Source organism: Sphingobium sp. GW821-FHT02B05 (assembly GCF_059421905.1).
The window spans coordinates 141,526-166,640 of sequence record NZ_JBWKVW010000003.1 but is presented as its reverse complement, the minus strand read 5'-3'; the positions used below and the strand labels follow the sequence as shown (position 1 = coordinate 166,640).

24 protein-coding genes are annotated in these 25,115 nt (G+C 64.5%); 5 read left to right on the top strand and 19 right to left on the bottom strand.

Annotated features, from left to right (window positions below; translation table 11 throughout):
* Position 1: 1 nt before the first annotated feature.
* The 6 genes from recA to dapA form a co-directional block, all read right to left on the bottom strand.
* Complete coding sequence (recA, locus tag AC07UX_RS13035) at positions 2–1,075, bottom strand: recombinase RecA (protein WP_495192434.1); 1,074 nt, start codon at positions 1,073–1,075, stop codon at positions 2–4.
* 123 nt (positions 1,076–1,198) lie between these two features.
* Positions 1,199–1,555: a response regulator gene (locus AC07UX_RS13030; RefSeq protein ID WP_495192433.1), complete on the bottom strand. Its 357-nt coding sequence runs from the start codon at positions 1,553–1,555 to the stop codon at positions 1,199–1,201.
* A gap of 85 nt (positions 1,556–1,640) precedes the next feature.
* On the bottom strand, positions 1,641–4,049 hold the full coding sequence (locus AC07UX_RS13025) for a hybrid sensor histidine kinase/response regulator (RefSeq protein ID WP_495192432.1): 2,409 nt from the start codon (positions 4,047–4,049) through the stop codon (positions 1,641–1,643).
* Positions 4,050–4,086: 37 nt separating this feature from the next.
* Positions 4,087–4,680 carry a DUF2062 domain-containing protein gene (locus AC07UX_RS13020; protein ID WP_495192431.1) on the bottom strand — a complete coding sequence of 198 codons (594 nt, stop codon included), beginning with the start codon at positions 4,678–4,680 and terminating at the stop codon, positions 4,087–4,089.
* A gap of 3 nt (positions 4,681–4,683) precedes the next feature.
* Positions 4,684–5,166, bottom strand: coding sequence for an SsrA-binding protein SmpB (gene smpB / locus AC07UX_RS13015; RefSeq protein ID WP_066599515.1), 483 nt, complete (start codon positions 5,164–5,166; stop codon positions 4,684–4,686).
* A gap of 60 nt (positions 5,167–5,226) precedes the next feature.
* Complete coding sequence (dapA, locus tag AC07UX_RS13010; RefSeq protein WP_495192430.1) at positions 5,227–6,105, bottom strand: 4-hydroxy-tetrahydrodipicolinate synthase; 879 nt, start codon at positions 6,103–6,105, stop codon at positions 5,227–5,229.
* A 99-nt stretch (positions 6,106–6,204) separates the two neighbouring features.
* Here dapA and AC07UX_RS13005 point away from each other — a divergent pair, with 99 nt between their 5' ends.
* Positions 6,205–8,307 (top strand): lytic transglycosylase domain-containing protein, encoded by a 2,103-nt coding sequence (locus AC07UX_RS13005; RefSeq protein WP_495192429.1) that lies wholly within the window; start codon positions 6,205–6,207, stop codon positions 8,305–8,307.
* A 233-nt stretch (positions 8,308–8,540) separates the two neighbouring features.
* Positions 8,541–9,026 (top strand): transcription elongation factor GreB, encoded by a 486-nt coding sequence (gene greB, locus AC07UX_RS13000; RefSeq protein ID WP_495192428.1) that lies wholly within the window; start codon positions 8,541–8,543, stop codon positions 9,024–9,026.
* 70 nt (positions 9,027–9,096) lie between these two features.
* Here greB and AC07UX_RS12995 read toward each other — a convergent pair whose 3' ends face one another.
* The 4 genes from AC07UX_RS12995 to aspS form a co-directional block, all read right to left on the bottom strand.
* Complete coding sequence (locus AC07UX_RS12995) at positions 9,097–9,282, bottom strand: hypothetical protein (RefSeq protein ID WP_120251562.1); 186 nt, start codon at positions 9,280–9,282, stop codon at positions 9,097–9,099.
* A gap of 65 nt (positions 9,283–9,347) precedes the next feature.
* Positions 9,348–10,661, bottom strand: coding sequence for a methyl-accepting chemotaxis protein (locus AC07UX_RS12990; protein WP_495192427.1), 1,314 nt, complete (start codon positions 10,659–10,661; stop codon positions 9,348–9,350).
* Between the two features lie 77 nt (positions 10,662–10,738).
* Positions 10,739–11,524, bottom strand: a complete 786-nt coding sequence (locus tag AC07UX_RS12985) for a polyphosphate kinase 2 family protein (RefSeq protein ID WP_495192426.1) — start codon at positions 11,522–11,524, stop codon at positions 10,739–10,741.
* A 100-nt stretch (positions 11,525–11,624) separates the two neighbouring features.
* Positions 11,625–13,409 carry an aspartate--tRNA ligase gene (aspS, locus tag AC07UX_RS12980; RefSeq protein WP_495192425.1) on the bottom strand — a complete coding sequence of 595 codons (1,785 nt, stop codon included), beginning with the start codon at positions 13,407–13,409 and terminating at the stop codon, positions 11,625–11,627.
* A 126-nt stretch (positions 13,410–13,535) separates the two neighbouring features.
* Between aspS and rnd the strand changes: the two genes are divergently transcribed.
* From rnd to AC07UX_RS12965, 3 genes are all read left to right on the top strand, one after another.
* Positions 13,536–14,702 (top strand): ribonuclease D, encoded by a 1,167-nt coding sequence (gene rnd, locus AC07UX_RS12975; protein ID WP_495192424.1) that lies wholly within the window; start codon positions 13,536–13,538, stop codon positions 14,700–14,702.
* 12 nt (positions 14,703–14,714) lie between these two features.
* Positions 14,715–15,017, top strand: coding sequence for an I78 family peptidase inhibitor (locus AC07UX_RS12970; RefSeq protein WP_495192423.1), 303 nt, complete (start codon positions 14,715–14,717; stop codon positions 15,015–15,017).
* Between the two features lie 156 nt (positions 15,018–15,173).
* Positions 15,174–15,557: a DUF4440 domain-containing protein gene (locus AC07UX_RS12965; RefSeq protein WP_495192422.1), complete on the top strand. Its 384-nt coding sequence runs from the start codon at positions 15,174–15,176 to the stop codon at positions 15,555–15,557.
* 169 nt (positions 15,558–15,726) lie between these two features.
* Here AC07UX_RS12965 and AC07UX_RS12960 read toward each other — a convergent pair whose 3' ends face one another.
* From AC07UX_RS12960 to ctaD, 9 genes are all read right to left on the bottom strand, one after another.
* Positions 15,727–17,553, bottom strand: coding sequence for a diguanylate cyclase (locus AC07UX_RS12960; protein WP_495192421.1), 1,827 nt, complete (start codon positions 17,551–17,553; stop codon positions 15,727–15,729).
* A 59-nt stretch (positions 17,554–17,612) separates the two neighbouring features.
* Positions 17,613–18,482, bottom strand: coding sequence for an RsmD family RNA methyltransferase (locus AC07UX_RS12955; RefSeq protein ID WP_184267833.1), 870 nt, complete (start codon positions 18,480–18,482; stop codon positions 17,613–17,615).
* A gap of 81 nt (positions 18,483–18,563) precedes the next feature.
* Positions 18,564–19,964 carry a threonine synthase gene (thrC, locus tag AC07UX_RS12950; protein WP_495192420.1) on the bottom strand — a complete coding sequence of 467 codons (1,401 nt, stop codon included), beginning with the start codon at positions 19,962–19,964 and terminating at the stop codon, positions 18,564–18,566.
* Between the two features lie 44 nt (positions 19,965–20,008).
* Positions 20,009–20,650, bottom strand: coding sequence for an SURF1 family protein (locus AC07UX_RS12945; protein ID WP_495192419.1), 642 nt, complete (start codon positions 20,648–20,650; stop codon positions 20,009–20,011).
* 132 nt (positions 20,651–20,782) lie between these two features.
* Positions 20,783–21,613 carry a cytochrome c oxidase subunit 3 gene (locus tag AC07UX_RS12940; RefSeq protein ID WP_495192418.1) on the bottom strand — a complete coding sequence of 277 codons (831 nt, stop codon included), beginning with the start codon at positions 21,611–21,613 and terminating at the stop codon, positions 20,783–20,785.
* A gap of 40 nt (positions 21,614–21,653) precedes the next feature.
* Positions 21,654–22,229 (bottom strand): cytochrome c oxidase assembly protein, encoded by a 576-nt coding sequence (locus tag AC07UX_RS12935; RefSeq protein WP_120251551.1) that lies wholly within the window; start codon positions 22,227–22,229, stop codon positions 21,654–21,656.
* A complete protein-coding gene (locus tag AC07UX_RS12930) occupies positions 22,229–22,357 on the bottom strand; it encodes a cytochrome c oxidase system small membrane protein (RefSeq protein ID WP_269462514.1) in 129 nt (42 codons plus the stop codon). The genes AC07UX_RS12935 and AC07UX_RS12930 overlap by 1 nt, the downstream gene beginning before the upstream one ends.
* Positions 22,354–23,286, bottom strand: a complete 933-nt coding sequence (locus tag AC07UX_RS12925) for a heme o synthase (protein WP_495192417.1) — start codon at positions 23,284–23,286, stop codon at positions 22,354–22,356. Before AC07UX_RS12925 ends, AC07UX_RS12930 begins: the two co-directional genes overlap by 4 nt.
* Before the next feature lie 133 nt (positions 23,287–23,419).
* Positions 23,420–25,114 (bottom strand): cytochrome c oxidase subunit I, encoded by a 1,695-nt coding sequence (gene ctaD / locus AC07UX_RS12920; protein WP_495192416.1) that lies wholly within the window; start codon positions 25,112–25,114, stop codon positions 23,420–23,422.
* Position 25,115 lies beyond the last annotated feature (1 nt).

Below are 25,115 nucleotides of genomic sequence, written 5' to 3'. Positions count from 1 at the left end.
CTTATTCGCCATCATCCTCCGCATCGGGTCCGGTCATCATGCCTTCGGCGACTTCCTCGGTCTTGCCGCGGATCGCCTGTTCCAGCTTGTCCGCCAGTTCGGGATGTTCCTTGAGATAGGTTTTCGCATTTTCCCGACCCTGCCCGATGCGGACCGAGTCATAGGAAAACCAGGCGCCCGACTTTTCGACGATCCCGGCCTTGACGCCCAGGTCGAGCATTTCGCCGATCTTGGAGATGCCTTCGCCATACATGATGTCGAATTCGACCTGCTTGAAGGGCGGGGCGACCTTGTTCTTCACCACCTTCACACGGGTCGCGTTACCGACGATATCGTCGCGATCCTTGATCTGGCCGGTGCGGCGGATGTCGAGGCGGACCGAGGCGTAGAATTTGAGCGCGTTGCCGCCGGTCGTGGTTTCGGGGTTACCGTACATCACGCCGATCTTCATGCGCACCTGGTTGATGAAGATCACCATGCATTTGGAGCGCGAGATCGAGCCGGTCAGCTTGCGCAGCGCCTGGCTCATCAGGCGCGCCTGAAGACCCACATGGCTGTCGCCCATTTCGCCTTCGATTTCCGCGCGCGGCACCAGCGCCGCGACCGAGTCGATCACGAGGATATCGATGGCGTTGGAGCGAACCAGCGTATCGACGATTTCCAGCGCCTGTTCGCCCGTATCCGGTTGCGACACGATCAGTTCGTCGATGTCGACGCCCAGCTTCTTGGCATAGGCCGGGTCGAGCGCATGTTCTGCGTCCACGAAGGCCGCCGTACCGCCCGCCTTTTGCGCTTCGGCGATGGCGTGCAGGGTCAACGTGGTCTTGCCCGAGCTTTCCGGACCATAGATTTCGATGATCCGCCCCTTGGGCAGGCCGCCGATGCCGAGCGCGATATCGAGGCCGATGGAGCCGGTGGAGATGGATTCAATCTCCAGCTTCTCCCGGCTGCCCAGCTTCATCGCCGAGCCCTTGCCGAAGGCGCGGTCGATCTGCGCGAGCGCCGCGTCCAATGCTTTCTGTCTGTCCATGTTTCCCGTCTTCTTGGAATCGATGAGTGAGAGCAGTGCAGTCATCGGCCAGTCCTCTGTCAAGCGGAACGCGGAAGTTCCGTGTGCCTGGACGATGATGTATCCTGTTTGTTCCACAAGAACAAGAGGGGAACGGAAATTTCCTATCCTGTTCCCGCGCCCCTGATCCTAGCCGCCCAGAACCTTGCCAAGGGCACGTTCGACGGCGCCGATGGTGAAAGGCTTGGCCAGCGTCGGCCGGTCTGCATGGGTGGCGGGCAGATCGTCCGCCATGCCGCCTGTTGCAAAGATGAAAGGGATGTTCGCTTCCGCCAGTATATCGGCCACGGGCCAGCTTTTTTCGCCCTGCAAATTACAATCCACCAGCGCCGCGTCGAAACCGCCTTCGCGCGCATGCGCGCAGGCTTCATCGACGGAGGCAGCGACCGCATGCAGGCGATAGCCCAGCGCATCGAGATAATCCTCCAGCATCATGCCGATCATCGCCTCATCTTCGACGATCAATATGCTTTTGGCGTCCGACATGCTGCTTATCCCACGTTGATGCAGCCGAATCGCTACCGCATCATGGAGGCGTTGCCCAGCATATTCACCTTGATCCAGCGCATAGCTATTCCGCCGGGCGGGTCGCCAATGCGTCGCGGGCGGCTTCGGCGAGCTGGTTGACGGAGAAGGGCTTTGGCAGGAAGGCGACATTGGCGATGTCGATCGACTTGCGCAGCTGTTCTTCGGCATAGCCGGACATGAACAGTACCGGCAGGTCGGGATAGGCGCGGCGGGCCTGGGCCACCATGGCGGGACCGTCCATATTGGGCATGACGACGTCGGAGATCAGAAGGTCGATCTTCTCCGCGCCGTTCAGCACTTCGAGCCCCTGTTCCCCGTCATTGGCGGTCAGCACCTTGTAGCCTTGGCGGCTCAGCGCCCGTTCGGCAACGGCGCGGACCATATCCTCATCCTCCACCAGCAGCACGGTGCCGGTGCCCCAGGTTTCGGCGCGCGGCACGGCCGGCTTGGGCGCGACGGCCTGTTCGAGGTCGGCGCCGCTATGGACCGGCAGATAGATGACGAAGCTGGCGCCCCGGCCCAGTTCGGATTCGGCGAAGATATAGCCGCCCGACTGTTTCACGATGCCATAGACAGTGGACAGGCCAAGGCCGGTGCCCTTGCCCAATTCCTTGGTGGTGAAGAAGGGTTCGAAGATCTTTGCCAGAATGTCCGGCGGGATGCCAAGGCCGGTGTCGGACACGCGCAGCGCGGTATAGTCGGCAGCGGGCAGGATCTGCTGGCGCATTTCCCGCACCTTGATGGCGGGGACGGCATAGGTCTGGATATTGACGGTGCCGCCTTCGGGCATGGCGTCGCGGGCGTTGACCGCCAGATTGACGACCACCTGCTCCAGCTGGCCCGGATCGGCGCGGATCGCACCCAGATTGCGGCCATGGGTGACGTCCAGCTTCACATTTTCGCCGAGCAGGCGCTTAAGCAGCGTGGAAACGTCGGCCACGATATCGGGCAGTTGCAGGATTTGCGGGCGCAACGTCTGCTGGCGCGAGAAGGCGAGCAACTGGCGGGTGAGGCCCGCGGCGCGATTGCTGTTCGATTTAATCTGCTGAATATCGTCATAATCGCTGTCGCCCGGCGTGTGGCGCATCAGCATCAGGTCGCAATGGCCGATGATCGCGGTCAGGATATTGTTGAAGTCATGCGCCACGCCGCCGGCGAGCTGGCCGATCGCCTGCATCTTGGTCGCCTGCGCCACCTGCCGCTTGAGATTGCTTTCCTCGCTATTGTCCTTGAGGCTGAGCAGGACGGCCGCTTCGCCAAGGCCGCGCACGCCCGCCAGGCTGAGCGCGATAGGATCGTCGGGGTTGCCCCGCATGCGCACGGCGATGTCGCCCGACATTTGCGGGCCGACGGCAAAGCGGCGCACCGCGTCGGCCACCGCCGCCTGATCCTCCCGCACGACAAGGTCGCCGGGATAGCTGGGCTTTTCGCCATCGCGCAGGCCGGCGACGCGGGCAAAGGCGTTGTTGAGGAAGAGGACGCGGCCGTCCCGGTCCGCCATGGCAAGGCCGAAGGGCAGCAGCGAGAGCAGGGTTTCGATATAGGAGAGCGCCGACGTGCCGCCGCCGCCCGAAGGCTCGTCGATCAGCAGGAGGAGCATCGGACCGTCCTGCATGGAAGCCTGCGCACCGTTGGGCTGGGCGGCGCGCTTCAGCGGCACCTGGAGCAGGCGCAGCGGCAGGCCGCCCTGCTCCTCCCGCGCCAGGAACAGCCGGCCCTTGTCGTCCACGCGCATATGGGCCGCGAAATCCCGGCCGCTGATATTGGCGTCGATGCGGCCCGCGGCGCGCAGCAGGAAGGCACCATTGGCGGCACGGATGCGCCCTTCCCCGCCGATCATCACCGCCATGATGCCCGCTTCGCCCAGCTGGCGTCCGGCCTCCCCCGTCAGGAAGCGGTTGACGTCGTCCAGCGCGCTGGGCTGGCGCACCGGGGTGAAGCGCCAGAGCAGATAATCCTCCGACCGGCCGGTGCGGGCAATGTCGATGTCGAGGCGCAGCGCCCCCTGCGCCATGCCCTCATGCCTGGCCTCCCCATCGCGCCAGGCGGCGCGGGCGGCTTTGGCCAGCGCGTCGGCCAGCGCTTCGTCCGTGGTGATGGCGGGCGGCGTCGGATAGCCGGGAAACCATTCGCCGAACAGGTCGCTGGCGCAGACCAGCCGGCCGGCCCGGTCGGTGACGGCGATCGCCATGCTGGACGCATCGGCAGCGGCACGCGCGACGGTCCAGTCGGGCGTGGCTTCGCGGTCGGATATCTGGGGCGGATAAAGATGCTGATACCAGGTCAGCAGCGCAGCGGCGGTCAGGATGGTCGCGCCGAAACCCGCGGCCAGCGGCCAGCTGCCCACGGCATAGAGGACAAGGGCGGCAGACGCCAAGGCCGCCAGGACCAGCAGCGGCAACGCCAGTCGCGAGCGCGGCTGGTTCAGCCAGGCCTCTTCACCTCTTTTCAAACCCAATGTCCTGCCCTGGTACCGAAATATGCAGGCGTCAGGCGCCCGTCGCCTTCTCCAATGCGCCGCTTTGATGGACCTTGCCAATCCTCAATTTGCGCGCCTGCCATTTCCGGCCCATGCGGCGACGCCAGAACCAGTCGGCGATGACATAGCCGATCGCGGCGCTGACGAGCGATATGAGGAAGAGGCCGATCAGCATGGCCGGCGCGGCTTCCGACAAGAGCCATGTGGTCCATTGGCTGACCGAGGCATGGCCGTCGACCAGCGCCATGAAGCCGGACGCATCGGCGCTGCGACCGAGCATCCAGTTGCCCAGCCACACCGACGCCATCAGGATGAGCGGGGTCGTTGCAGGATTGGAGAGGAAGGTCATGGCCGCCGCCACCGGGATATTGGCGCGGAACGGCAGCGCGAGCAGCGCGGCACCGGCGATCTGGATGCCGGGGATCAGCAGGAAGATGCCGACGAACAGGCCCAGCGCCACGCCGCGCGGCACCGAACGGCGGGTAAAGCGCCAGAGCGAGGGTTCCAGCACGCGATGGGCGACGGGGGCGAGGATACGGCTCTTTTCCAGCGATTCGCGGGTCGGGGCATTATCATGCCACCATCGGGTGAGCCGATTGTCCATGGATCAGCCCTTGTCCCGCATGATGCGCTGCTGATCCCGTTTCCAGTCGCGATCCTTGATCGTTTCGCGCTTATCGTGATTCTGCTTGCCCTTGGCCAGCGCCAGTTCGATCTTGGCCCGGCCGGTACTGTTGAAATAGATCATCAGCGGCACCAGCGTCATGCCCTTGCGAGAGACGGCGCTGTGCATCTTCTCGATCTCGCGCTCGTGCAGCAACAGCTTGCGGGGGCGCTTGGGTTCGTGATTTTCGCGGTTGCCGTGGCTATATTCGGGGATGTTGCTGTTCACCAGAAACACCTGGTTGCCCTTCACCTCGGCATAGCTTTCGGCGATATTGCCTTCACCACCGCGCAGCGCCTTCACCTCCGTGCCTTGCAGGGCGATGCCCGCTTCGAACACGTCCTCGATGAAATAATCGAAACGCGCGCGCCGGTTTTCGGCGACGATCTTCTTCTTGTCGAAGGTTGCGGGACGGGGGCGGGCCATGACTGTCTAACTACTCATTTCACTCTATGGGGCCACATATATGGGCCACCGGCCGCGACTTTACACGAGGCCGGCGATTTCCAGCGCGCGATCGACCGCCGAACGGCTTGATTCGGACGGCCAGGTGATCGGCAGGCGAACGTCGCTGGGCATGTCGGCGCGGATGCGGGTGAGCGCATATTTGACCGGGCCGGGTGACGAATCGCTGAACAGCGCATCGTGCAGCGGATAAAGACGATCCTGCAACGCCAGCGCGCCATCCCAGTCATGCGCGGCGCAGGCCGCCTGGAAATCGGCGCACAGGCGCGGCGCGACATTGGCGGTGACGCTGATGCAGCCCGTGCCGCCCATCGCGTTGAAGCCGAGTGCGGTTTCGTCATTGCCCGACAGCTGGCAGAAATCGGGACCGCAGGCCAGACGCTGGGCCGTGACGCGGCCCAGATTGCCGGTGGCGTCCTTGATCCCGACGATCGACTGATATTCCTCGGCCAGGCGATACATGACCGGCACGCCGATGTCGGTGATGGTGCGGCCGGGCACATTGTAGAGGACGATGGGCAGGTCGCAGCGTTCGGCCAGATAGGCGAAATGCTGATACACGCCATCCTGGTTGGGCTTGTTGTAATAGGGCGCGACGACCAGCGCGGCGTTCGCGCCGGCCCCCTGCGCGGCATACATATGTTCCAGCGCGATTCGCGTGTCGTTGGACCCGCAGCCGGCGATCACGGGGACGCGGCCGGCGGCCTGATCGACGCAGATGGCGATGACCCGGTTATGCTCCTCCACCGTCATGGTGGCGCTTTCGCCAGTGGTGCCGCAGGGGACGAGCGCGCTCGATCCTTCCTCTATCTGCCAGTCCACCAGCGCGCGAAAGGCAGCCTCATCCACCCGTCCGTCGCGAAACGGGGTCACCAGAGCCGGAATCGAGCCCGAAAACATGATTAAACTCCTTCAAATCTCCGGGCAGCCGGGGCATGATCCGTCAAGCCGCGCGCTATAGCGCGTCATTCAGGGCCTGATAAGGATGCAATTGCGATTATGTCCAGCATGCGCACGCCCCCGATTGTCGAAAGTTACCTGATCCGCATGCCTATTATCGCCTTATTGCTGATGACCGCCGGTGCCGGCGCGCAGACCGAAACGGTTCAGCGCATTCCGCCGGAATATCCCGCAGCCCGCGGCCCCATGGTGCAGCCCCTGCCCGGGCAGGACGCTCAGGGTTCCGGGCAACCCAGCCCCTGGCAACAGGCGCAGAGCCGAATCGGCGTGGCGCAGGACAGCAGCGTATCCGGCACGATCAACACCTGGCGCGCGCTTCAGCAGAGCGATGGTCTGGGCTTTTCCACCTATGCCAGCTTCATCGTCGCCAATCCCGGCTGGCCGGGCGAGGACCGGATGCGGCGGCTGGCGGAAACGGGCATCAATCCGGACAGTTTCGATCCCAATCAGGTGACGGGCTTCTTCGCGCGCTTCCCGGCCCGTACCGCGACCGGCCATGCCCGCAACGCGGTGGCGCTGATGCAGCTGGGGCGCATGGACGAAGCACGGGTGGCCGCGCGCAATGCCTGGATCGGCGGATCGCTGAGCGTGACGGACGAGGCACGGCTGTTGTCGCTGTTCGGGTCCAGCCTGACGCCAGCCGATCATGACCAGCGCGCCGATGCGCTGCTATGGGCGAATGACACGAACGGGGCGGCGCGGATGATCGCCTATGTCAGCCCGGCGCGCCGGGCCGCGTTCCAGGCGCGGATCGCCTTCCGCCGCCAGTCGCCCGATGCAGCGTCGCTGATGCAGGCGGCCGAGGGGATCGGCGCGAGCGACGCAGGCTATGTCGCCGACAAGGCGGCCTGGCTGCGCGATACCGGCAATTGGGTCGCGGCGCGGCAATATCTGGCGAACCGGGGCAGCGTCACCTACCGCCCGTCCAATGCCGAAAAATTCTACGAAGTGCTGCTGGGACAGGCGCGCGGTGCCGCCAATGACAGCCAGTGGAGCTTTGCCTATGGCATCGCCAGCAAGATCGACGATGCGATCCCGCCCGGCACCGATGTCAGCATCCAGCCGATCGGCGTGCGCGACGATTATACCAGCCTGGCCTGGCTGGCGGGCAGCACCGCCTTCTACAATCTGAACCGACCGACCGACGCGGTCATCATGTTCCGCCGCTATGCCGACGCGGCCAAATCGCCCCAGACCCGGTCGAAGGGCTATTATTGGGCCGGACGCGCCGCATTGCAGGCCGGCGATCAGGCCAGCGCCAACAGCTATTTCAACCAGGCGGGCGTCTATCCCGACCAGTTTTACGGCCAGTTGGCGCTGGAGCGGCTGGGCCGGCCGATCCCCGCCCCCGCCACGGTCGAGCGGCCGGTGCCGATTTCGGCGGCCGAACGCGCCGCCTTCGACAATCGTACGGTGGTGCGCGCGGTCAAGGCGCTGGGCCAGATGGGTTATTGGGAAGACCAGAGCAAATTCGCCCGCGCGATCGCCAACAATGCCGACAGCGACGTCGATCATTATCTGGCGGCCGAACTGGCGCAGAAGATCGGCCGCCCGGACATGGGCGTGATGGTGGGGCGCCGCGCCGTGTCGAGCGGCCTGACCGGCTATGGCGAGGCCGCCTTTCCGCGCGTGCCGGTGCCGTCGGAGGCGCAATATAACTGGACCATGGTCCATGCCATCGCCCGGCAGGAAAGCCAGTTCGACCGGCAGATCGTATCCCATGCCGGCGCACGCGGCCTGATGCAGCTGATGCCCGGCACCGCGCGCGAGCAGGCGGGGAAGCTCGGCATGAGCTACAATCCCGGATCGCTCAATGAACCGAGCTACAACATCATGCTGGGGTCGGGCTATTTCCAGCGAATGCTGGACTATTATGGCGGCAGCTATCCCTTGGCCGTTGCGGCCTATAATGCCGGGCCGGGCAATGTGAACAAATGGGTCCGCGCCAATGGCGACCCGCGCATGCCGGGCGCCGACATGCTGCGCTGGATCGAGCAGATCCCGATCTTCGAGACGCGCAACTATGTGCAGCGCGTGCTGGAAAATGCCGTGGTCTATGAAGCGATGAACCCGGAGCGGGCGAAGTTTCGGGGGACCAGCGCCGTGCTGAGCCGCTATCTGGGCAAGCAGACACCGGGCTGAGGGCCATTCTCCGTTCCGCCCAGATGGGCCTGCAAAGCGCGCTTTTCTGCGTTCCGGTGCTCACGTACTTGAGTACGCTGCGCTCCGTTACTCGAAAATCACACTTTTCGGCTCCACCTGAACGGAACGGGAAACGGCCCTAACTCTGGCCTTTGATGCATTTGCAAATCAGAAAAGTCGTTCACATCCCATGTCTCGACTTTGCTCAGCCCGAACAGCTAGGGAGTCCGGCCATGACAACCCCCTATCCCAATTACATCTCCCCCGAAGGTTTCGCGAAGCTGCGCGCCGAATATGACCATCTGCTGGGCGTCGAGCGGCCCGCGATCGTCGAGGTGGTAAGTTGGGCGGCGGGCAATGGCGATCGCAGCGAGAATGGCGACTATCTGTACGGCCGCAAGCGGATGCGGGAGATCGATTTTCAGTTGAAGCGCCTGTCGAAGAAGATGAAGGACGCCAAGGTCGTCGATGCGCGGCAGCAGCCCGACAAGGGCCGGGTCTATTTCGGCGCGACCGTCACCATCGCCGACGAGGATGACAATCACCGTACCGTGACGATCGTGGGCAATGACGAGACGGATGTGGATGCCGGGCGGATCGGGTGGGGATCCCCGATCGCGCGGGCGTTGCGCGGCGCGGCGGTGGGCGACCTGCGCCGGGTACGATTGCCGGCAGGTGATAAGGAATATGAGGTGATGGCGATCGCCTATCCAGGTTGACCGCACCTGTCCCCAGCATGGCAAATGGGGCAAGCGCGTCTTCCTGTCACCGCAGAAAGGCGCGCCTCTGCTATTCGTGCGGGCGTAGAGCCTGGTTGAGGCTGTCGAGCACGGCATCGATCGGTTCGGTGACGGTGACGCTGCGCCCCTCGCCAAAGCGGATGCGGGTGCCGTCGCTGACCTGGGTGACGAAGGTGACCTGCGCGGGGTTGATCGCGGTCTGGGTGCGATCGGTGCCGACGAACATCACGAGCATGGCGTCCTCTCCTTATATATGGACGGACAGCCTAACGCTTTTGTACCGGGATGCCAGCGCCATATTCAGGCCGCGCGGATTGCCGCGATAAAGCCACCGGCCCGCTGTTCCAGCCGATGCGCCTTTTCCGCCAATGTGTCGGCCACGTCGCGCATGCCCCGCGCCGCGAGCGCCGTGGCCTGCGCATTGTCGCTGATCTGGCGTGCGCCGGTGCGGATATGCGCGCTGCTATGACCAGCCTCCGCCACGCTTTGCGCCATGGTGCGGCTGAAGCTGCTCTGGCGGGCTACCGCTTCGAACACAGCTGCCGACAGCCGGTCCGCGCGCGCCATGGTGGCGTCCATATGCGCATGGCCGGCCGCCACTTCGCCAATGGTGGCGCGAATATGGTCGATGTGACCGGCGATGCCGGCAGCCGCGTCGCGGGTCTGCTGGGCGAGCGACTTCACTTCGCGCGCGACCACGGCAAAGCCCTGGCCCGCTTCCCCGGCCCGCGCCGCCTCTATTCCGGCATTGAGCGCCAGCATGGCGGTGGCCTTCGCGATACTGTCGATCAGGGCGACGACGTCCCCAATGCCGTCCGCCTCCGTCCGCAGCGCGGCGCTGCGTTCGACGCCGGAACGGCTGCGCGCGGCGGCTTCTGCAATGGCGGCGCCGGCGGCCTCCGCTTCGGCCTCCATCGCCCGGAACAATTGGCCCAGTTCGATGCCTCCGGCCGCCAGCTCGCCCAGTCGCTCTGCCGTCTGCGCCGCCGCGACCGCCATCGCCGCCGAATCCGCGCCGTCGCCGGCCGCGCGCTCTGCCGCCTCACCCGCCAGCGCCGACAGGCGTTCCGCCATGGCGGCCATGTCGGCTATCATCGTTGCGATGTCATGGCGGAAGGACGCGCTTTCCTGCGTAATCTGTTCGACTCGCACGGCGCGTTCCAGCGCTACGCGCGCGTCCCGCTCGGCCGCCAGTCGCAACAGCAGCGCGCTGCCCAGGACACCGGCATACAGGCCGCCATCCGTGACGATCAGCCCTTCGCATCCCGTCCCTTGCGCCGCGAACAGATCCACCAGCGCTTCCACGCTTTCCGCCCGGTCGACGCGGGCGCAGGGGCGGACATGATCGTCGAGGCGACCGCCGAAACTGGGATTGCGCAGCAACGCATGGCCGAAAGGATTGAAGAGAATGCGGCGCATGTCGCGCTCATAGATGGCGCCGACCGGCCGATCCTGCGCATCCAGTACCGGCAGCAGACGCAGCCCGGAATCGCGCTGGAACCAGTCCACCGCTTCGCTGAGCGGACGGCCCAGCCGGATGACGGGGCTACGCTCGGCCAAAGGCAGACCGGGGAGGGACGGGATATCGTCCAATCTTATGGGTGCGACCAACATGATGGCCCGATTAGACCGGAAATGGTAAATGCGGCGTTAGAATTTCATGACAGATTTGTTACAAACCCCTGTTTTCGCTATGTTTTTAATTTGTAGCCAAAGGCATCCCTGGCCAGCTTGACGATGGCCGGGTCGGCATCGGGGAAATCCATCGGCACAAATGCCTCCAACCGGTCGGCGATATAGGTCAGCGCCGCGATGCGCCCCGCCTTGCGATTATTATTGTCGATCGCCTGCCATGGCGCGTGCTTGGTGTCGGTTTTCTTGAACATGGCGTGCATCGCGTCGAGATAGTCCGCCCGCCTGGCGCGGTTGCGATAATCGTCGGCACCGGTCTTCCACCGCTTCCAGGGGGTGTCGAGCCGCTGGGCCAATTGCTCGTCCTGCACCTTTTGCGTGATATGGACGAACAGCTTCACGAAATGCGTGCCGGCCTGTGCCAGCTGCTTTTCGAAGGCGTTGATTTCGTCATAGCCGCGCTTCCAGTCGGCCTTGCTGCAATAGCCCTCCACCCGTTCCACCAGTACGCGGCCGTACCAGCTGCGGTCGAAGATGCCGATATTGTGGCTGGCGGGCAGGCGCGTCCAGAAACGCCAGAGGAAATGATGATCCTGTTCGATCTGGGTCGGTGCGGATATCGGATGGACCTGATAATAGCGCGGATCCCAGTCGGCGCTCATCCGCTTGATGATGCCGCCCTTGCCCGCTGCGTCCCACCCTTCCAACAGGATGACGCTGCGCTTGCCATGCAGGATGTGCGCGACCTGAATCTTCGCCAACCGCTGCTGGAGCGCCGCGAGGTCGGCTTCATAATCGCCCTTATATTTCGCGCCCTGTTCGTAATCGGCAAGGTCTATGGTCATGGGCGCGTCTCCTTTGGACCGAATGTGTTCGATCCGGCGGACGAGCGCAATCCTTACCGAGCTGAGGCGTTCCCCGGCGCAGGCCGGGGAACAGGTAAGGTCAGGCCTTCGCCTGCGGCTCCACGACGCGGACGTGCAGTTCGCGCAGCTGCTTGAATTCGGCGGCGCTGGGCGCGCCCATCAGCAGGTCTTCGGCGCGCTGGTTCATCGGGAACAGCGTGATTTCGCGCAGATTCTGCGCGCCGCACAGCAGCATCACGATGCGATCGACGCCCGCGGCCATGCCACCGTGCGGCGGCGCGCCATATTGGAAGGCGCGGTAGAGACCGCCGAAGCGCTCCTCCACATCCTGCTGGGACAGGCCGACCAGTTCGAAGGCCTTGACCATCGCTTCGGGCGACTGGTTCCGGATAGACCCCGACGCGATTTCGAAGCCGTTGCAGACCATGTCATATTGATAGGCGTTGATGGTCAGGGGATCCTGATTGTTCAGCGCGTCGAGGCCGCCCTGCGGCATGGAGAAGGGATTGTGGGCGAAGTCGATCGACTTCGTGTCCTCATCATATTCGTAGAAGGGGAAGTCCACGATCCAGCACAGGTCGAACCGGTCCTTGTCGATGAGGTCGAGCTGTTCGCCCACGCGGATGCGGGCGAGGCCGGCGAGCTTGGCGGCCTGGCTTTCCTTGCCGGCGGCGAAGAAGACGCCGTCGTTGGGGCCAAGGCCAAGCGCCGCGATCAGCTTCGCCGTCGCTTCCTCGCCATGATTCTTGGCGATGGGACCGCCCGGCACGCCATCCTTGATGTTGATATAGCCAAGGCCCGAATAGCCTTCGCCGCGCGCCCAGACGTTCATGTCGTCGAAGAATTTGCGGCTGCCAGCCCCGGCGCCGGGCGCCGGGATGGCGCGGATGCGCGCGCCGCCGTCGACCAGCGACGCGAAGATGCCGAAGCCCGAACCCACGAAATGGTCGGTCACATCCTGGATGATGATGGGGTTGCGCAGGTCGGGCTTGTCGCTGCCATATTTCAGCAGCGCTTCGGCATGCGGGATGCGCGGGAAGCTGCCTGCGGGGGTGACCGGCTTGCCGTCGGCAAATGCCTCGAACACCTGGGCGATGACCGGCTCCATCGTGTTCCAGACGTCTTCCTGCGTGACGAAGCTCATTTCCAGGTCAAGCTGGTAGAATTCGCCGGGCAGACGGTCGGCACGGGGATCTTCGTCGCGGAAGCAGGGCGCGATCTGGAAATAACGGTCGAAGCCGGCGACCATCAACAGCTGCTTATATTGCTGCGGCGCCTGCGGCAGGGCGTAGAATTTGCCGGGATGGATGCGGCTTGGCACCAGGAAGTCGCGCGCGCCTTCGGGCGAAGAGGCCGTCAGGATCGGCGTCGAATATTCGGTGAAGCCCACGCCCTCCATCCGGCGGCGCATGTCGGAAATGACCTTGGTACGCTTGACGATGTTGGCATGCAGCGTTTCGCGGCGCAGGTCGAGGAAGCGATAGCGCAGGCGGATATCTTCGGGATAATCCTGCTCACCTGCAACCGGCAGCGGCAGTTCGGCGGCGGCGGACAGGATCGTCACGACGTCGGCCACGACCTCGATCTCACCGGTCGCCATCTTGGGATTGATGGCTTCGGCGGCGCGGGCGACGACCTTGCCCTCGATCGTCACGACGGATTCGAGACGAAGCGATTCCAGCGCGCGGAGCGGATCGCTGTCGGCCTTCGCCACGATCTGGGTGATGCCATAATGGTCGCGCAAATCGACGAACAGCACGCCGCCATGGTCGCGCTTGCGATGGACCCAGCCGGACACGCGGACCGCATTGCCGACGTCCGCTGTGGTCAGGGCGCCGCAGGTATGAGTGCGATAGGCGTGCATGGCGTTTAGATCTTTCAGATTCGTTTTACGGAAATGACAAACTGTTGCAGTCCAGCTATGGCCGGCATTGTCAAACATTGACCAGCCCGCGGATGCGGGCCAGCCCATAATAAGATCGAAGACCATATGCAAATTCATCCGCTGATTACCGACAGCAAGACTCTTTCCGATTTCTGCGCCCGCATCGCAAAATCCCCGTACATCGCCGTCGATACCGAATTCATGCGGGAAAACAGCTATTGGCCCGAACTGTGCCTGGTACAGGTCGCCGACCCGAACGAGGCCGCCGCGATCGACCCCAAGGCCCCGGGGCTGGACATGACGCCGCTGCTCGACCTGATGGTGAACAATGAGGATGTGCTCAAGGTCTTCCATGCCGGCGGGCAGGATATAGAGATCGTCCACAACCTGACCGGCAAGACGCCGCACCCGATGTTCGACACGCAGATCGCGGCCATGGCGCTGGGCCTTGGCGAACAGATTGGTTACGGCAATCTGGTCGATGCGTGGATGGGCGTGGTGCTGGACAAGGGCGCGCGCTTCACCGACTGGGCGCGGCGGCCGCTGGACAAGCGCCAGATCGACTATGCGATCGGCGACGTCACCTACCTTATCCAGATTTTCCCCAAGATGCTGGAAGAGTTGCGCAAGACCGGGCGTGGCGACTGGCTGGACCAGGAAATGGAGCGGATCAGCGATCCGTCCCATTATGAAAACGACCCGCAGCAGGCCTGGCAGCGCGTGCGCATCGCCAGCAAGAAGCCCGATGTGCTGGGCCGGTTGAAGGCGCTGGCGGCATGGCGCGAGATCGAGGCGCAGGACAAGAATCTGCCGCGCGGCCGCATCGTCAAGGATGAGACGCTGGCCGACATCGCCAGCCATCCGCCGCGCAACCAGGAGGAATTGGGCAAGGTACGCGGCCTGTCCGCCACCTGGCGCACCAACGATATCGGCGCGCGGTTGATGAACGCGCTGGCCAAGCACCAGCCGCTGGGGCGCGACGAGATGCCCGATCGCGAACCGCGCCGGCCCGGCCTCGGCAAGGATGGTGCGCTAGTCGCCGACCTGCTCAAGCTGCTCCTCAAGATACGGTCGCGCGACATCAATGTCGCGGCCCGGCTGATCGCGCGGACCGACGATATCGACGCGCTGGCGGCGGGCGTGCGCGAAGGCCTCTCCATCCTGGAAGGCTGGCGTTATGAACAATTCGGCCGGGACGCGGTTGATCTGGTCGAGGGCCGCATGGCCTTTGCCGTCCGCAACGGCCGGCTGAAGATGACGCGCACGGAATAAGGGAGAGCGGCGATGCGGATGGCGATCATGGGTCTGATGATGCTGGGCTTGTCCGCATGTGCCGGCGCGGATGGAGAGGGACCAGCAACCCCGCCCGCGACCTCCGCCCAAGGGCCGTGCAGGAATGACGGGCTGGACAGCTTCACCGGGCAGAAGGCCAGCGCGGAGGTCGGCGCGGCACTGCTCAAGGCGTCGGGCGCGAAGACGCTGCGCTGGGGCGGCCCCGGCATGGCGATGACGATGGATTTCCGGCCGGACCGGCTGACCGTCAGCTATGACGAGGCGATGCTGATCACGACGGCGCGCTGTGGGTGATTTTCGACCTCCCTTCGCTTCGAGCCGGTCGAGAAGCGGATAGCGCGATTTTGCAGTTCAGCTTCACTGAACTCAGCGTTGCCTCATTTCTCGACCCTTCGACAGGCTCGGGACAGGCTTCGCTCGAAACGAAGGGGATTTTGGACGTTTCTCGCCATGACCGCCACCGCTGACCTTGCCATCCGCATGGCGCGCGCCGCGTTCAACCGGGCGCTGGCGGAGGGCGACCTGAACGCCATCGGGCCATTGCTGACGATGAACGTCGTGATGATGACTGGCACCGACAGCGCCATCATCGCCGGGCGCAAGGCGCAATTGCTGGCGTGGAAGCGCGAATTCGCTGCGAAGGCGCGGATGATCTACACCCGCACGCCCGACAGGATCGTCGCATCGTCGGTCGAACCGATCGCGATGGAGCATGGCCATTGGACCGGCATGGTCGATGGCGTGACGATCGCGTCGGGCCAATATAGCGCCAAATGGCGGAACGTCGGGGTCGACTGGCTGATCGAGGCGGAAATTTACCTGACACTGGCCTGATACCGACAAAAGGAACAGGGCCGATACCCCTGTTCCCCGGCGCATTGTTTCCCGGCGCAGCTGCTCCCCGGCGCAGGCCGGGGTGCAGATCCACGGTCCGAACCGGACCCCGGCCTGCGCCGGGGAATATTGCACGCATCGCCATTTTCGATGGCAGAGTAAAATTTCGTCAGGCGGCAGCCGGCAGATCAATGACGGTGCGATTACGGCCGTCGCGCTTTGCCCGGTAAAGGGCTGCGTCGGCCAGTTGCAGCAACGCCGCGCCGTCGCCGGCCATGCTGTCGTCCCAGGTCGCGATGCCGAAGGACATGCTGGTGGACCCCAGCGCGCGGCCGCCATGGCGCAGCACGATTTCGGTGATGCCCCTGCGCACTTCCTCCACCCGGCCGGCCAGCGCCTGCGCGGTGGTGCCCGGCGCGATGACGGCAAATTCCTCCCCGCCATAGCGGCAGACGATGTCGCCGTCGCGGAAGCGTCCGCGCATTTCATTGGCGACCGCCTGGAGCACGACGTCGCCGGCATCATGGCCGAATTCGTCGTTGAACCGCTTGAAATGATCGACGTCGCACATGACGGCGCTGAGCGGCACGCCGGAGCGGCGGGCGCGGGCGATCTCGATCGTGAGCGCTTCTTCCATATAGCGGCGGTTGAACAGGCCGGTCAGCGGATCGCGGATCGTCTGTTCGCGCAGGCCCCGCTGGAGACGATGGTTGACCAGGGCGGAGCTGATATTTTCCGCCATCACGGTCAGGCGGAAACCGCTTTCCTCGCCGATCACACCCTCCAGATACAGGGTGCCGATCACCTCGCCACCGGCCAGCAGCGGTTCGCAATGATAGATGGCGTCGGCATCGACATGCCCGCAGACGATATCGCCGCCGGGTTCCGCCACGAAATGGCTCTGCCCGCGCCGCAGCGCCCAGCACTGGTCGGGCGCGAAGCCATCGGGGCTGGGCAGGAAGCCGCCCCAGCCGGTGATGGGCACCAGCAGGTTGCGGCTGTTATTATGGGCATAAAGCGCACCGGGGATGCCCGGCAGCACGCGCGGCACGAAGACGCGGATGACCTGCGCCAGTTCCTCGTCCGTGCGGGCGGCCTGCATCCGGTGGGCCATGCCGCCCAGCAGTTCGATCACCTCGCCCCGTTCGCGCAGGATGCCGCTGTTGCGCATCAACTCGCCATGGGCGACCTTCAATTCCTGCTCGCTTCGCCCCTGATCGGCGATCGCTGCCTGCAACTGGCCGGCCATTTCATTATAGCCTGACGCCAGCTGGGCAAATTCATGCGATCCCATGGCAGCGGTGACGCGCATGGCGCGGTCGCCATCGCCGAGCGCCGTCATCGCCCGGCGGATGACGCCGGCAGGACGACGGATGCCCCAGATCAGCAGCAGCGAAACGGACAGGATGGCGAGCGCGATGATCGGGCCGCCGACCAGCGCCAGTTGCCGAACCCGCGTCAGCCGGCGATCGGCCGCGTCGATGCGGGTGAGGCGCAGCGCGCGCTCTTCGGCCAGGAAGCTGTCGACGCGCAGCGACACCATCGCCATCAGGTCACGGCCGGTCCCACTGGCGATCATGCTGCGGGCCTTGTCGAAATCGCCACTGCGCGCATCCGCCAACGTCCCGCGCAGCATGGTGATGCGCCGGTCCATCAGGCTGCGCAGTTCGCGCGCGCGCATATTCTGCATCGGATTGTCGGCGGTCAGTTCGACCAGATGCCCCATCGCCTGTCGCGAAACGGCAAGGCGCGCATCGGCCGGATCGGCAAAGCTGGCATTGCGGGTCAGGACGAAGCCGCGCTGGCCCGATTCCGCCTCCCTCAGGGCGGACAGGGCGTCGTCCATCGTCTCGATCACTTCGGCCGAATGGGTGACCCAGCGAAAGCTGTCGCGGGTCTGGATCGACGCATCGACCAGCATCCAGATGAGCGCCAGCAGGGCGACGAAGACCAGCGCACCAAAGGCGGCGATCCGGGCGGAGAGAGAATTGAACATGCGCGACCTTGTTTCGAAGGTCGCGACATTAGCAGGGAGCCGTTAACAAATTTTAACGGTCAGCGTTTCCAGCGTGCCCAGATGGCGGTCGGGAGCGCGATGCCGCGCGCTTCTTCCCTTACGGCCAGCTCGCCCGCCTCGACCGTGCCGGGGAGGTCTGCGAACGCCTGACGCAGCAATTCACCGATCGCCAGCGCCGACATGCGCACGGCATAGACGGTCAGGAACAGGAAACGGCTGTCGGCGTCGAGCAAGGCCCGGCAGTTGGCGATCAGGCCGGGAAGATCCTCCTCCAGCCGCCACACTTCGCCATCGGGACCACGGCCATATTTGGGCGGGTCGAGCAGGATGCCGTCATAGCGGCGATTGCGGCGCACTTCGCGGGCGACGAATTTGGCGGCGTCCTCCACGATCCAGCGGACGGGCCTGTCTTCCATGCCCGACAAAGCGGCGTTGGCGCGCGCCTGCGCTACCGATTTCTTCGACGCATCGACATGGACCATGCGCGCGCCGCCGGCCGACAGGGCCAGCGTACCGACGCCGGTATAGCCGAACAGGTTCATCACCTCCGCATCGGGCTTGTCGGCATAGGTCGCGCGCAGATCGTCCCAGATCGGCGCCATGTCGGGGAAGAAGCCGAGGTGGCGGAAGGGGGTGCAGCTGGACTGGAAGGTGACTTCGCGCCAGTGCAGCGGCCAGCCTTCGGCCGGGACCGGCTTTTCATAATACCAGCGGCCGCCGCCATCCTCGTCCGAACCGGGGATGAATTCGCCGTCGGCGCGCCAGTCCGTCGTCGCGGGCTTCCACATCGCCTGCGGTTCAGGGCGGATGAAGCGGAAGCGGCCGTAGCGCTCCAGCTTGCGACCATCGCCCGAATCGAGCAGGCCGTAATCCGACCAGGGTTCGCCGATGAGGGTTTTCAATTCCATAGCAATGTCCCTTTCGGTTCGAGCCTGTCGAGAACCCTGGCACATTCGGTTGTCGACAAGCGCGAACCGGATGGCGGCGGGTTAGGCCCGCGGGGTCGCGCGTTCGGCGATGTAGGCGGTGACCGCCTCGAACGTGCCGGGCAGCTTGGCATAGCTTTCCTCACGCGAGAACAGGTCGCCCACGCGCGCGGGGAGCGGCGGACGGGTGCCGGTCGCGCGTTCCACGGCATCGCGGAACTTGGCCGGATGCGCGGTCGCCAGCGTCACCACCGGGATGGCGGCGTCGATGCCGGCTTCGCGCGCCGCCGCCAGACCGATCGCGCTGTGCGGATCGACGATCTGGCCGGCGCCGTCGTAGGCCCAACGCATCGCCATGGTCATGCCATCGGCATCCACGCGCGCGGAGGAGAAGAGGTGCGCTGCGCCTTCGCGCTGGGCGTTGGTGAGGCGCATCGCCTTGCTCGCTTCGAAGCCGCGCATCTGGTCGGCGAGCGCAAGGCCGTCGCGGCCGCCCGCGTCGAACAGCAGCCGCTCGAAATTGGAGCTGACCTGAATGTCCATGCTGGGCGTGGCGGTGGCGACCACCTGACCCTGGCTATAGTCGCCTTCGGACAGGGCACGGTGCAGGATGTCGTTGACGTTGGTGGCAACGATCAGGCGGGCGACGGGCAGGCCCATCTTCGCCGCGACATAGCCGGCGAACACATCGCCAAAATTGCCGGTCGGGACGCAGAAGGCCACTTGCCGGCCCGGCGCACCCAGGCGCACGGCGGCGTAGAAATAATAGACGACCTGCGCCATCAACCGCGCCCAGTTGATGGAGTTGACGGCGGACAGGTTGAAGCGGCTCTTGAAGTCGGCGTCGTTGAACATCGCCTTCACCAGCGCCTGCGCATCGTCGAAACTGCCGTCGATCGCGATATTATAGACGTTGGGGGCCAGCACGGTGGTCATCTGGCGGCGCTGCACGTCCGATACCCGGCCTTCCGGGTGGAGCATGAAGATGTCGATCTTCTCACGCCCTGCAACCGCGTCGATCGCGGCCGAACCGGTGTCGCCCGACGTCGCGCCGACGATGGTGAGGTGATCGTCGCGGCGCGAGAGGAAGCGTTCGAACAGCTGGCCGAGCAGCTGAAGCGCGACATCCTTGAACGCGAGCGTGGGACCATGAAACAGTTCCAGCAGCCAGTGCTGGTGATCGAGCTGCACCAGCGGGGTCACGGCCTGATGGCTGAAACGGCCATAGGCGGCGGTGCAAAGCTCGCGCAGTTCGTCTTCGGTGAGCGATCCCGCGACGAAGGGCGCCATCACCCGGACGGCGGTTTCGACATAGGAGAGGCCGGCAAGGGCGCTGATCTGGTCGGCGGTAAAGGCCGGCCAGCGGGTCGGCAGATACAGGCCACCATCGGACGCCAGCCCCGCCAGCGTCACATCCTCAAAACCGAGCGCGGGCGCGCTCCCCCTGGTGCTCTGATATTGCATAATGGGAAAGCGCGGTAGCGACCCGCGCGCGCGGGAGCAAGCGATTAGGCGCTTTTGTTCCGGCGGCGCAGGGCGAGAATATAGATGACGACCGCGACGACGGCGAAGAGGAACCATTGCACCGCATAGGCGAGATGGTTGTTGGGGACATCGGCCGCGCTGGGCGGGGCGGCTGCCTTGAGGCCGGCGGGCGCTTGGCGGGCGATCAGCATCGGGCGGAGCGGCGGCGCCTTGCCGCCGATGCGTTCGACCAGGGCGCGATGATCGGGTTCCTGCGAAATCCAGCCGCTGACCTGGCCGCCCGTCCAGGCGGGCGTCTCGTCCGGCTTCTGCCCCACCCCGATCGCGACCAGCGCGCCCGGCCCTTCCGCCCCGGTCGAACATTCCGCGATGTGGCGATAGCCCGTCGATCCGTCGGCCGCGCGCCCCGCCTCCACCCGCCAGCCGACGACGCGCAGGCAATGGAGCGAAGAGGGGCGGAAAAGAATATCGGCGTCGACCGGCGGCAGCTTCGGGAAGGAGACGGCCGGCCGGCCCGGATTGGCGGCGGCCAGCACTAACGCGGCTTCCTTTTCGCCACGACGCTGGAGCTGCCAGACGCCCAGGCCGATCATCAGCAGCACCGCCAGTGCGACGAGGATGGTGGGGATCAGCGGGATGCGGGTGGGTGTGGGCTGATCGGTCATGGCCTGTCCTTGGTAAGCGATCGCAGATTTACACGATGCAATCCGTCATCATCATTTTCGCCGATCGGTACAAAAGAAAACGGCCGGAGCGGATGCCCCGGCCGCTTGATCTGACAGGCGTAGCGCGACGCCTCAGCCGCCGTGGACCGGTGCGCCCCATCCGCCCCATACATAGATGGCGACGAAGAGGAACAGCCACACCACATCGACGAAATGCCAGTACCAGGCAGCTGCTTCGAAGCCGAAATGCTGGCGCGCGGTGAAGTGGCCCTTATAGGCGCGGACCAGGTTGACGATCAGGAAGATGGTGCCGACAAGAACGTGGAAGCCGTGAAAGCCGGTCGCCATATAGAAAGCCGAGCTGTACGGGTTACCGCCGAAGTCGAACGGGGCGTGGGCATATTCATAGGCCTGGATGCTGCTGAACAGTGCGCCGAGCAGGATCGTGCACCAGAGCCCCTTAATCAGGCCGTCGCGGTCGCCATGGATCAGGCTGTGATGCGCCCAGGTGACGGTGGTGCCCGAACAGAGCAGGATCAGCGTGTTGAGCAAGGGCAGCTCGAACGCATTCATGACTTCGACGCCCTTGGACGGGAACAGACCCTCGATCGGGGCGAGCGCGCTGGGGAAGAGCGAGAAGTCGAAAAAGGCCCAGAACCAGCCGACGAAGAACATGACTTCCGATGCGATGAACAGGATCATGCCATAGCGCAGGTGCAGCTGGACCACCGGCGTATGGTCGCCGGCATGCGCTTCGGCAATGACATTGGCCCACCAGCTGTAGAAGGTGAAGAGGACGCCGCCGACGCCTAGCAGGAAGACCCAGCCACCGCCCGGTCCCATGGCATCGGGATGCAGCCACATGATCGCGCCCAGAGCCATGACCAGCGCCGACATGGAGCCGAAGAACGGCCAGATGCTGGGCGGAAGGATGTGATAATCGTGGTTCTTGGCGCCTGCCATCGTCTCTTCCCTGTTCGCTTTTCCGTTATCGTTTCCAGCTTTAGCTTGGCTTCCCATCCTGCTCAACAGGGTAGAAGGTGTAGCTCAAGGTAATTTGCTGCGTGTCCTTGTTGTCGGGATCCTGCAATATCTTCGGATCGACATAATAAAGCACCGGCATGCGGACCTCTTCACCGGGCTTCAACGTCTGCTGGGTGAAGCAGAAACATTGGATCTTGGTGAAATAGGCGCCCGCCTGAGTCGGGGTCACGTTGAAGCTGGCCGTGCCGGTCACGGGCTTGTCCGACATGTTCTTCGCTATGAAGATCGCCATGTCCTTGCGCCCGATGGTGACGGTATCCGTCCGATGCTCCGGGTAGAATTGCCACGGCATGCCGGGCTGGACATTGGAATCGAAGCGGATCGACATGGTGTGGCCGGTGGCCTGTTGCACCTGCACATTGGCGGCGGCGCGCATGGTGGTGCCGCCAAACCCGGTCTGTTCGCAAAAGATGCGATAGAGCGGGACCGACGCGAAGCCGAGACCGAGCATGGAAAGGCCCACCGCCGCCATGGCGACCAGCGTGCGCCGGTTGCGGCGATCGCGGTCGAAGGGGGAAGGCGGCAGGCTGGCCATCAATTGCCGCCCATCTTGGCGATGGTGATGCCGTAGAAGAGCAGGACGAGCGCGCCGAGCAACAGCCCCATCACCAGCGCGCGCGATTTTTGCCGGGCCCGGATGCGGTCATTTTCCTCCGGCGTCATGCGAGCAGCCAGCGGTCGACGACCACCGCCCCGAACAGCAGGAAGAGATAGAGGATCGAATATTTGAACAACCGCTTTTCCGGGGCCATGCGGGCCGGGTCGCTTTCGCGCCGGCGATAGACCTGGAAGGCGAAGATGGCGAAGAGCGCGGTGCCAAGCAGCGCGGCGGTGCCATAGACGATGCCGGTCAGGTGCAGCAGCACGGGCGCCAGCGCGGCGATCGCCATGATCGCGGTATAGCCCCATATCTGGCGACGGGTCACGACTTCGCCCGACACGACGGGCAGCATGGGGATGCCGGCGGCGGCATAATCGGTCTTCACGAACAGCGCCAGCGCCCAGAAATGGGGCGGCGTCCAGAAGAAGATCAGCATGAAGAGCGCGACCGGCAGCGCGCTGATGTCGCCCGTCACAGCCGCCCAGCCGATGACCGGCGGGAATGCCCCGGCCGCGCCGCCGATGACGATATTCTGCGCGGTGCGGGGTTTCAGCCAGATCGTATAGACCAGCACATAGAAGAGGATCGACACGGCCAGTACGGCGGCGGCGAGCCAGTTGGTCGCCAGCCCAAGCAAAACGACCGAGAAGAAGGAGAGGCCCACGCCGAAATGCAGCGCCGACTGCCGGTCCATCCGGCCGGCGGGCAGCGGACGATTGGCGGTACGCTTCATCTTCGCGTCGATATCCGCCTCATACCATTGGTTGAGCGCGGCGGCGGCGCCGGCACCGATGGCGACGCAGAGAATCGTGGTGAAAGCGAGGATGGGGTGGATATGCCCCGGCGCGGCAAGCAGTCCGCACAGGCCCGTAAACACGACCAGAGTCATGACCCTGGGCTTGGTCAGCGCGACGAAATCGCGCCAATGGGCGGGCAGCATGGGGCTGTCGGTAGGGGTTTGGGCCCCTGTGGCGAACGGCGAACTGGCCATAATCTCCTCGTGGGTTCAGTCCGGCGCCTTTACACGGCCGGACTGATCCGGGCAACGGGATCGCCTGTGGGCAGATTGTCCGCCCCGGCACCCTTGGGGCGCCCCGGCGAACCGGGACGCCCATTGGCAGCGATCAATGATGCGCCGTGTCGTCGATCACCGGCAGGGTTTCGAACTGGTGGAAGGGCGGTGGGCTGGACAGGGTCCATTCCAGCGTGGTGGCGCCTTCGCCCCAGGGATTGCCTTGCGCCTTCTTGCCGGCGGCCAGCGACCAGATCAGGTTGATGAAGAAAATGCCCATGCCGGCGGCCATGATTTCATAGCCATGGCTGGCGAGCGAGTTCCACTTTTCGAACGCGGCCGGATAATCCGGATAGCGACGCGGCATGCCCGACAGGCCCAGGAAGTGCATCGGGAAGAACAGCAGGTTCACGCCGATGAAGAACACCCAGAAGTGCAGCTGGCCCAGAAACTCGTTGTACATCTTGCCCGACATTTTCGGGAACCAGTAATAGAAGCCGGCGAACAGGCCGAACACCGCGCCAAGGCTGAGGACATAGTGGAAGTGGGCAACGACATAATAGGTGTCGTGCAGCACATCATCCACGCCGCCATTGGCCAGCACGACGCCGGTCACGCCGCCCACGGTGAAGAGGAAGATGAATCCCAGCGCCCAGACCATCGGCGTCTTGAAGCTGATCGACCCACCCCAGATGGTCGCGATCCAAGAGAAGATCTTGATGCCGGTGGGGACGGCGATGACCATCGTTGCGGCGGTGAAATACATCTTCACATTCACCGACATGCCGGTGGTGAACATATGGTGCGCCCACACGACGAAGCCGACGACGCCGATCGCGACCATGGCATAGGCCATGCCCAGATAGCCGAAGACCGGCTTGCGGCTGAAGGTCGAGATGATCTGGCTGACGATGCCGAAGCCCGGCAGGATCATGATATAGACTTCGGGATGGCCGAAGAACCAGAAGAGATGCTGGTAGAGTTCGGGATCGCCGCCACCGGCCGCGTCGTAGAAGGTCGTGCCGAAGTTACGGTCCGTCAGCAGCATGGTGATCGCGGCGGCCAGGACTGGCAGGGCCAGCAGCAGCAGGAAGGCGGTAACCAGCACCGACCAGACGAACAGCGGCATCTTGTGCAGGGTCATGCCCGGCGCGCGCATGTTGAGGATGGTGGTGATGAAGTTGATCGCGCCCAGGATCGAGCTGGCGCCCGCGATATGGAGCGAGAGGATCGCCATGTCGACGGCGGGACCGGCCGACCCGCTGGTCGAGAGCGGGGCATAGACGGTCCAGCCGGTGCCCGCGCCATTGCCTGTGCCGCCGGGCACGAAGGTGGAGCCGAGCAGAAGGGCGAAGGCGGGGATGAGCAGCCAGAAGCTGACATTGTTCATCCGCGGGAAGGCCATGTCCGGCGCGCCGATCATGATCGGCACGAACCAGTTGCCAAAGCCGCCGATCATCGCGGGCATCACCATGAAGAAGACCATGATGAGGCCATGCGCGGTGATGAGCACGTTCCAGAGGTGATAGGCCTGGTCCAGAGTCGCCTCCGGCCCGTCCATCATCATCGCCCATGTGTGCAGATACTGGATGCCCGGATGCGCCAGTTCCGCGCGCATCAGGCCCGAAATGCCACCACCGATGATGCCCGCGACGATCGCGAAGATCAGGTAGAGGGTACCGATATCCTTGTGGTTCGTGGACATGAACCAGCGCTGGAAGAAGGCTGGCCGATGGTCGTGGCTGTGGTCGGCATCGTGATGATCATGGGCATGATCGTGATGATGATCCGCGGTGATGGTGGTCATG

What these genes read in the sequence shown, in the direction of transcription:
- AC07UX_RS12930 (WP_269462514.1), bottom strand. Translation starts at nt 22,357, where the DNA reads ATGACGCCGGAGGAAAATGACCGCATCCGGGCCCGGCAAAAATCGCGC.
- AC07UX_RS12965 (WP_495192422.1), top strand. Translation starts at nt 15,174, where the DNA reads ATGACCGCCACCGCTGACCTTGCCATCCGCATGGCGCGCGCCGCGTTC.
- AC07UX_RS12995 (WP_120251562.1), bottom strand. Translation starts at nt 9,282, where the DNA reads ATGCTCGTGATGTTCGTCGGCACCGATCGCACCCAGACCGCGATCAAC.
- recA (WP_495192434.1), bottom strand. Translation starts at nt 1,075, where the DNA reads ATGACTGCACTGCTCTCACTCATCGATTCCAAGAAGACGGGAAACATG.
- dapA (WP_495192430.1), bottom strand. Translation starts at nt 6,105, where the DNA reads ATGTTTTCGGGCTCGATTCCGGCTCTGGTGACCCCGTTTCGCGACGGA.
- AC07UX_RS12960 (WP_495192421.1), bottom strand. Translation starts at nt 17,553, where the DNA reads ATGTTCAATTCTCTCTCCGCCCGGATCGCCGCCTTTGGTGCGCTGGTC.
- AC07UX_RS13020 (WP_495192431.1), bottom strand. Translation starts at nt 4,680, where the DNA reads ATGGACAATCGGCTCACCCGATGGTGGCATGATAATGCCCCGACCCGC.
- rnd (WP_495192424.1), top strand. Translation starts at nt 13,536, where the DNA reads ATGCAAATTCATCCGCTGATTACCGACAGCAAGACTCTTTCCGATTTC.
- ctaD (WP_495192416.1), bottom strand. Translation starts at nt 25,114, where the DNA reads ATGACCACCATCACCGCGGATCATCATCACGATCATGCCCATGATCAT.
- AC07UX_RS12945 (WP_495192419.1), bottom strand. Translation starts at nt 20,650, where the DNA reads ATGACCGATCAGCCCACACCCACCCGCATCCCGCTGATCCCCACCATC.
- thrC (WP_495192420.1), bottom strand. Translation starts at nt 19,964, where the DNA reads ATGCAATATCAGAGCACCAGGGGGAGCGCGCCCGCGCTCGGTTTTGAG.
- AC07UX_RS13005 (WP_495192429.1), top strand. Translation starts at nt 6,205, where the DNA reads ATGTCCAGCATGCGCACGCCCCCGATTGTCGAAAGTTACCTGATCCGC.
- AC07UX_RS12925 (WP_495192417.1), bottom strand. Translation starts at nt 23,286, where the DNA reads ATGGCCAGTTCGCCGTTCGCCACAGGGGCCCAAACCCCTACCGACAGC.
- AC07UX_RS12970 (WP_495192423.1), top strand. Translation starts at nt 14,715, where the DNA reads ATGCGGATGGCGATCATGGGTCTGATGATGCTGGGCTTGTCCGCATGT.
- AC07UX_RS12935 (WP_120251551.1), bottom strand. Translation starts at nt 22,229, where the DNA reads ATGGCCAGCCTGCCGCCTTCCCCCTTCGACCGCGATCGCCGCAACCGG.
- AC07UX_RS12985 (WP_495192426.1), bottom strand. Translation starts at nt 11,524, where the DNA reads ATGACCATAGACCTTGCCGATTACGAACAGGGCGCGAAATATAAGGGC.
- greB (WP_495192428.1), top strand. Translation starts at nt 8,541, where the DNA reads ATGACAACCCCCTATCCCAATTACATCTCCCCCGAAGGTTTCGCGAAG.
- aspS (WP_495192425.1), bottom strand. Translation starts at nt 13,409, where the DNA reads ATGCACGCCTATCGCACTCATACCTGCGGCGCCCTGACCACAGCGGAC.
- AC07UX_RS13030 (WP_495192433.1), bottom strand. Translation starts at nt 1,555, where the DNA reads ATGTCGGACGCCAAAAGCATATTGATCGTCGAAGATGAGGCGATGATC.
- smpB (WP_066599515.1), bottom strand. Translation starts at nt 5,166, where the DNA reads ATGGCCCGCCCCCGTCCCGCAACCTTCGACAAGAAGAAGATCGTCGCC.
- AC07UX_RS12990 (WP_495192427.1), bottom strand. Translation starts at nt 10,661, where the DNA reads ATGTTGGTCGCACCCATAAGATTGGACGATATCCCGTCCCTCCCCGGT.
- AC07UX_RS12955 (WP_184267833.1), bottom strand. Translation starts at nt 18,482, where the DNA reads ATGGAATTGAAAACCCTCATCGGCGAACCCTGGTCGGATTACGGCCTG.
- AC07UX_RS12940 (WP_495192418.1), bottom strand. Translation starts at nt 21,613, where the DNA reads ATGGCAGGCGCCAAGAACCACGATTATCACATCCTTCCGCCCAGCATC.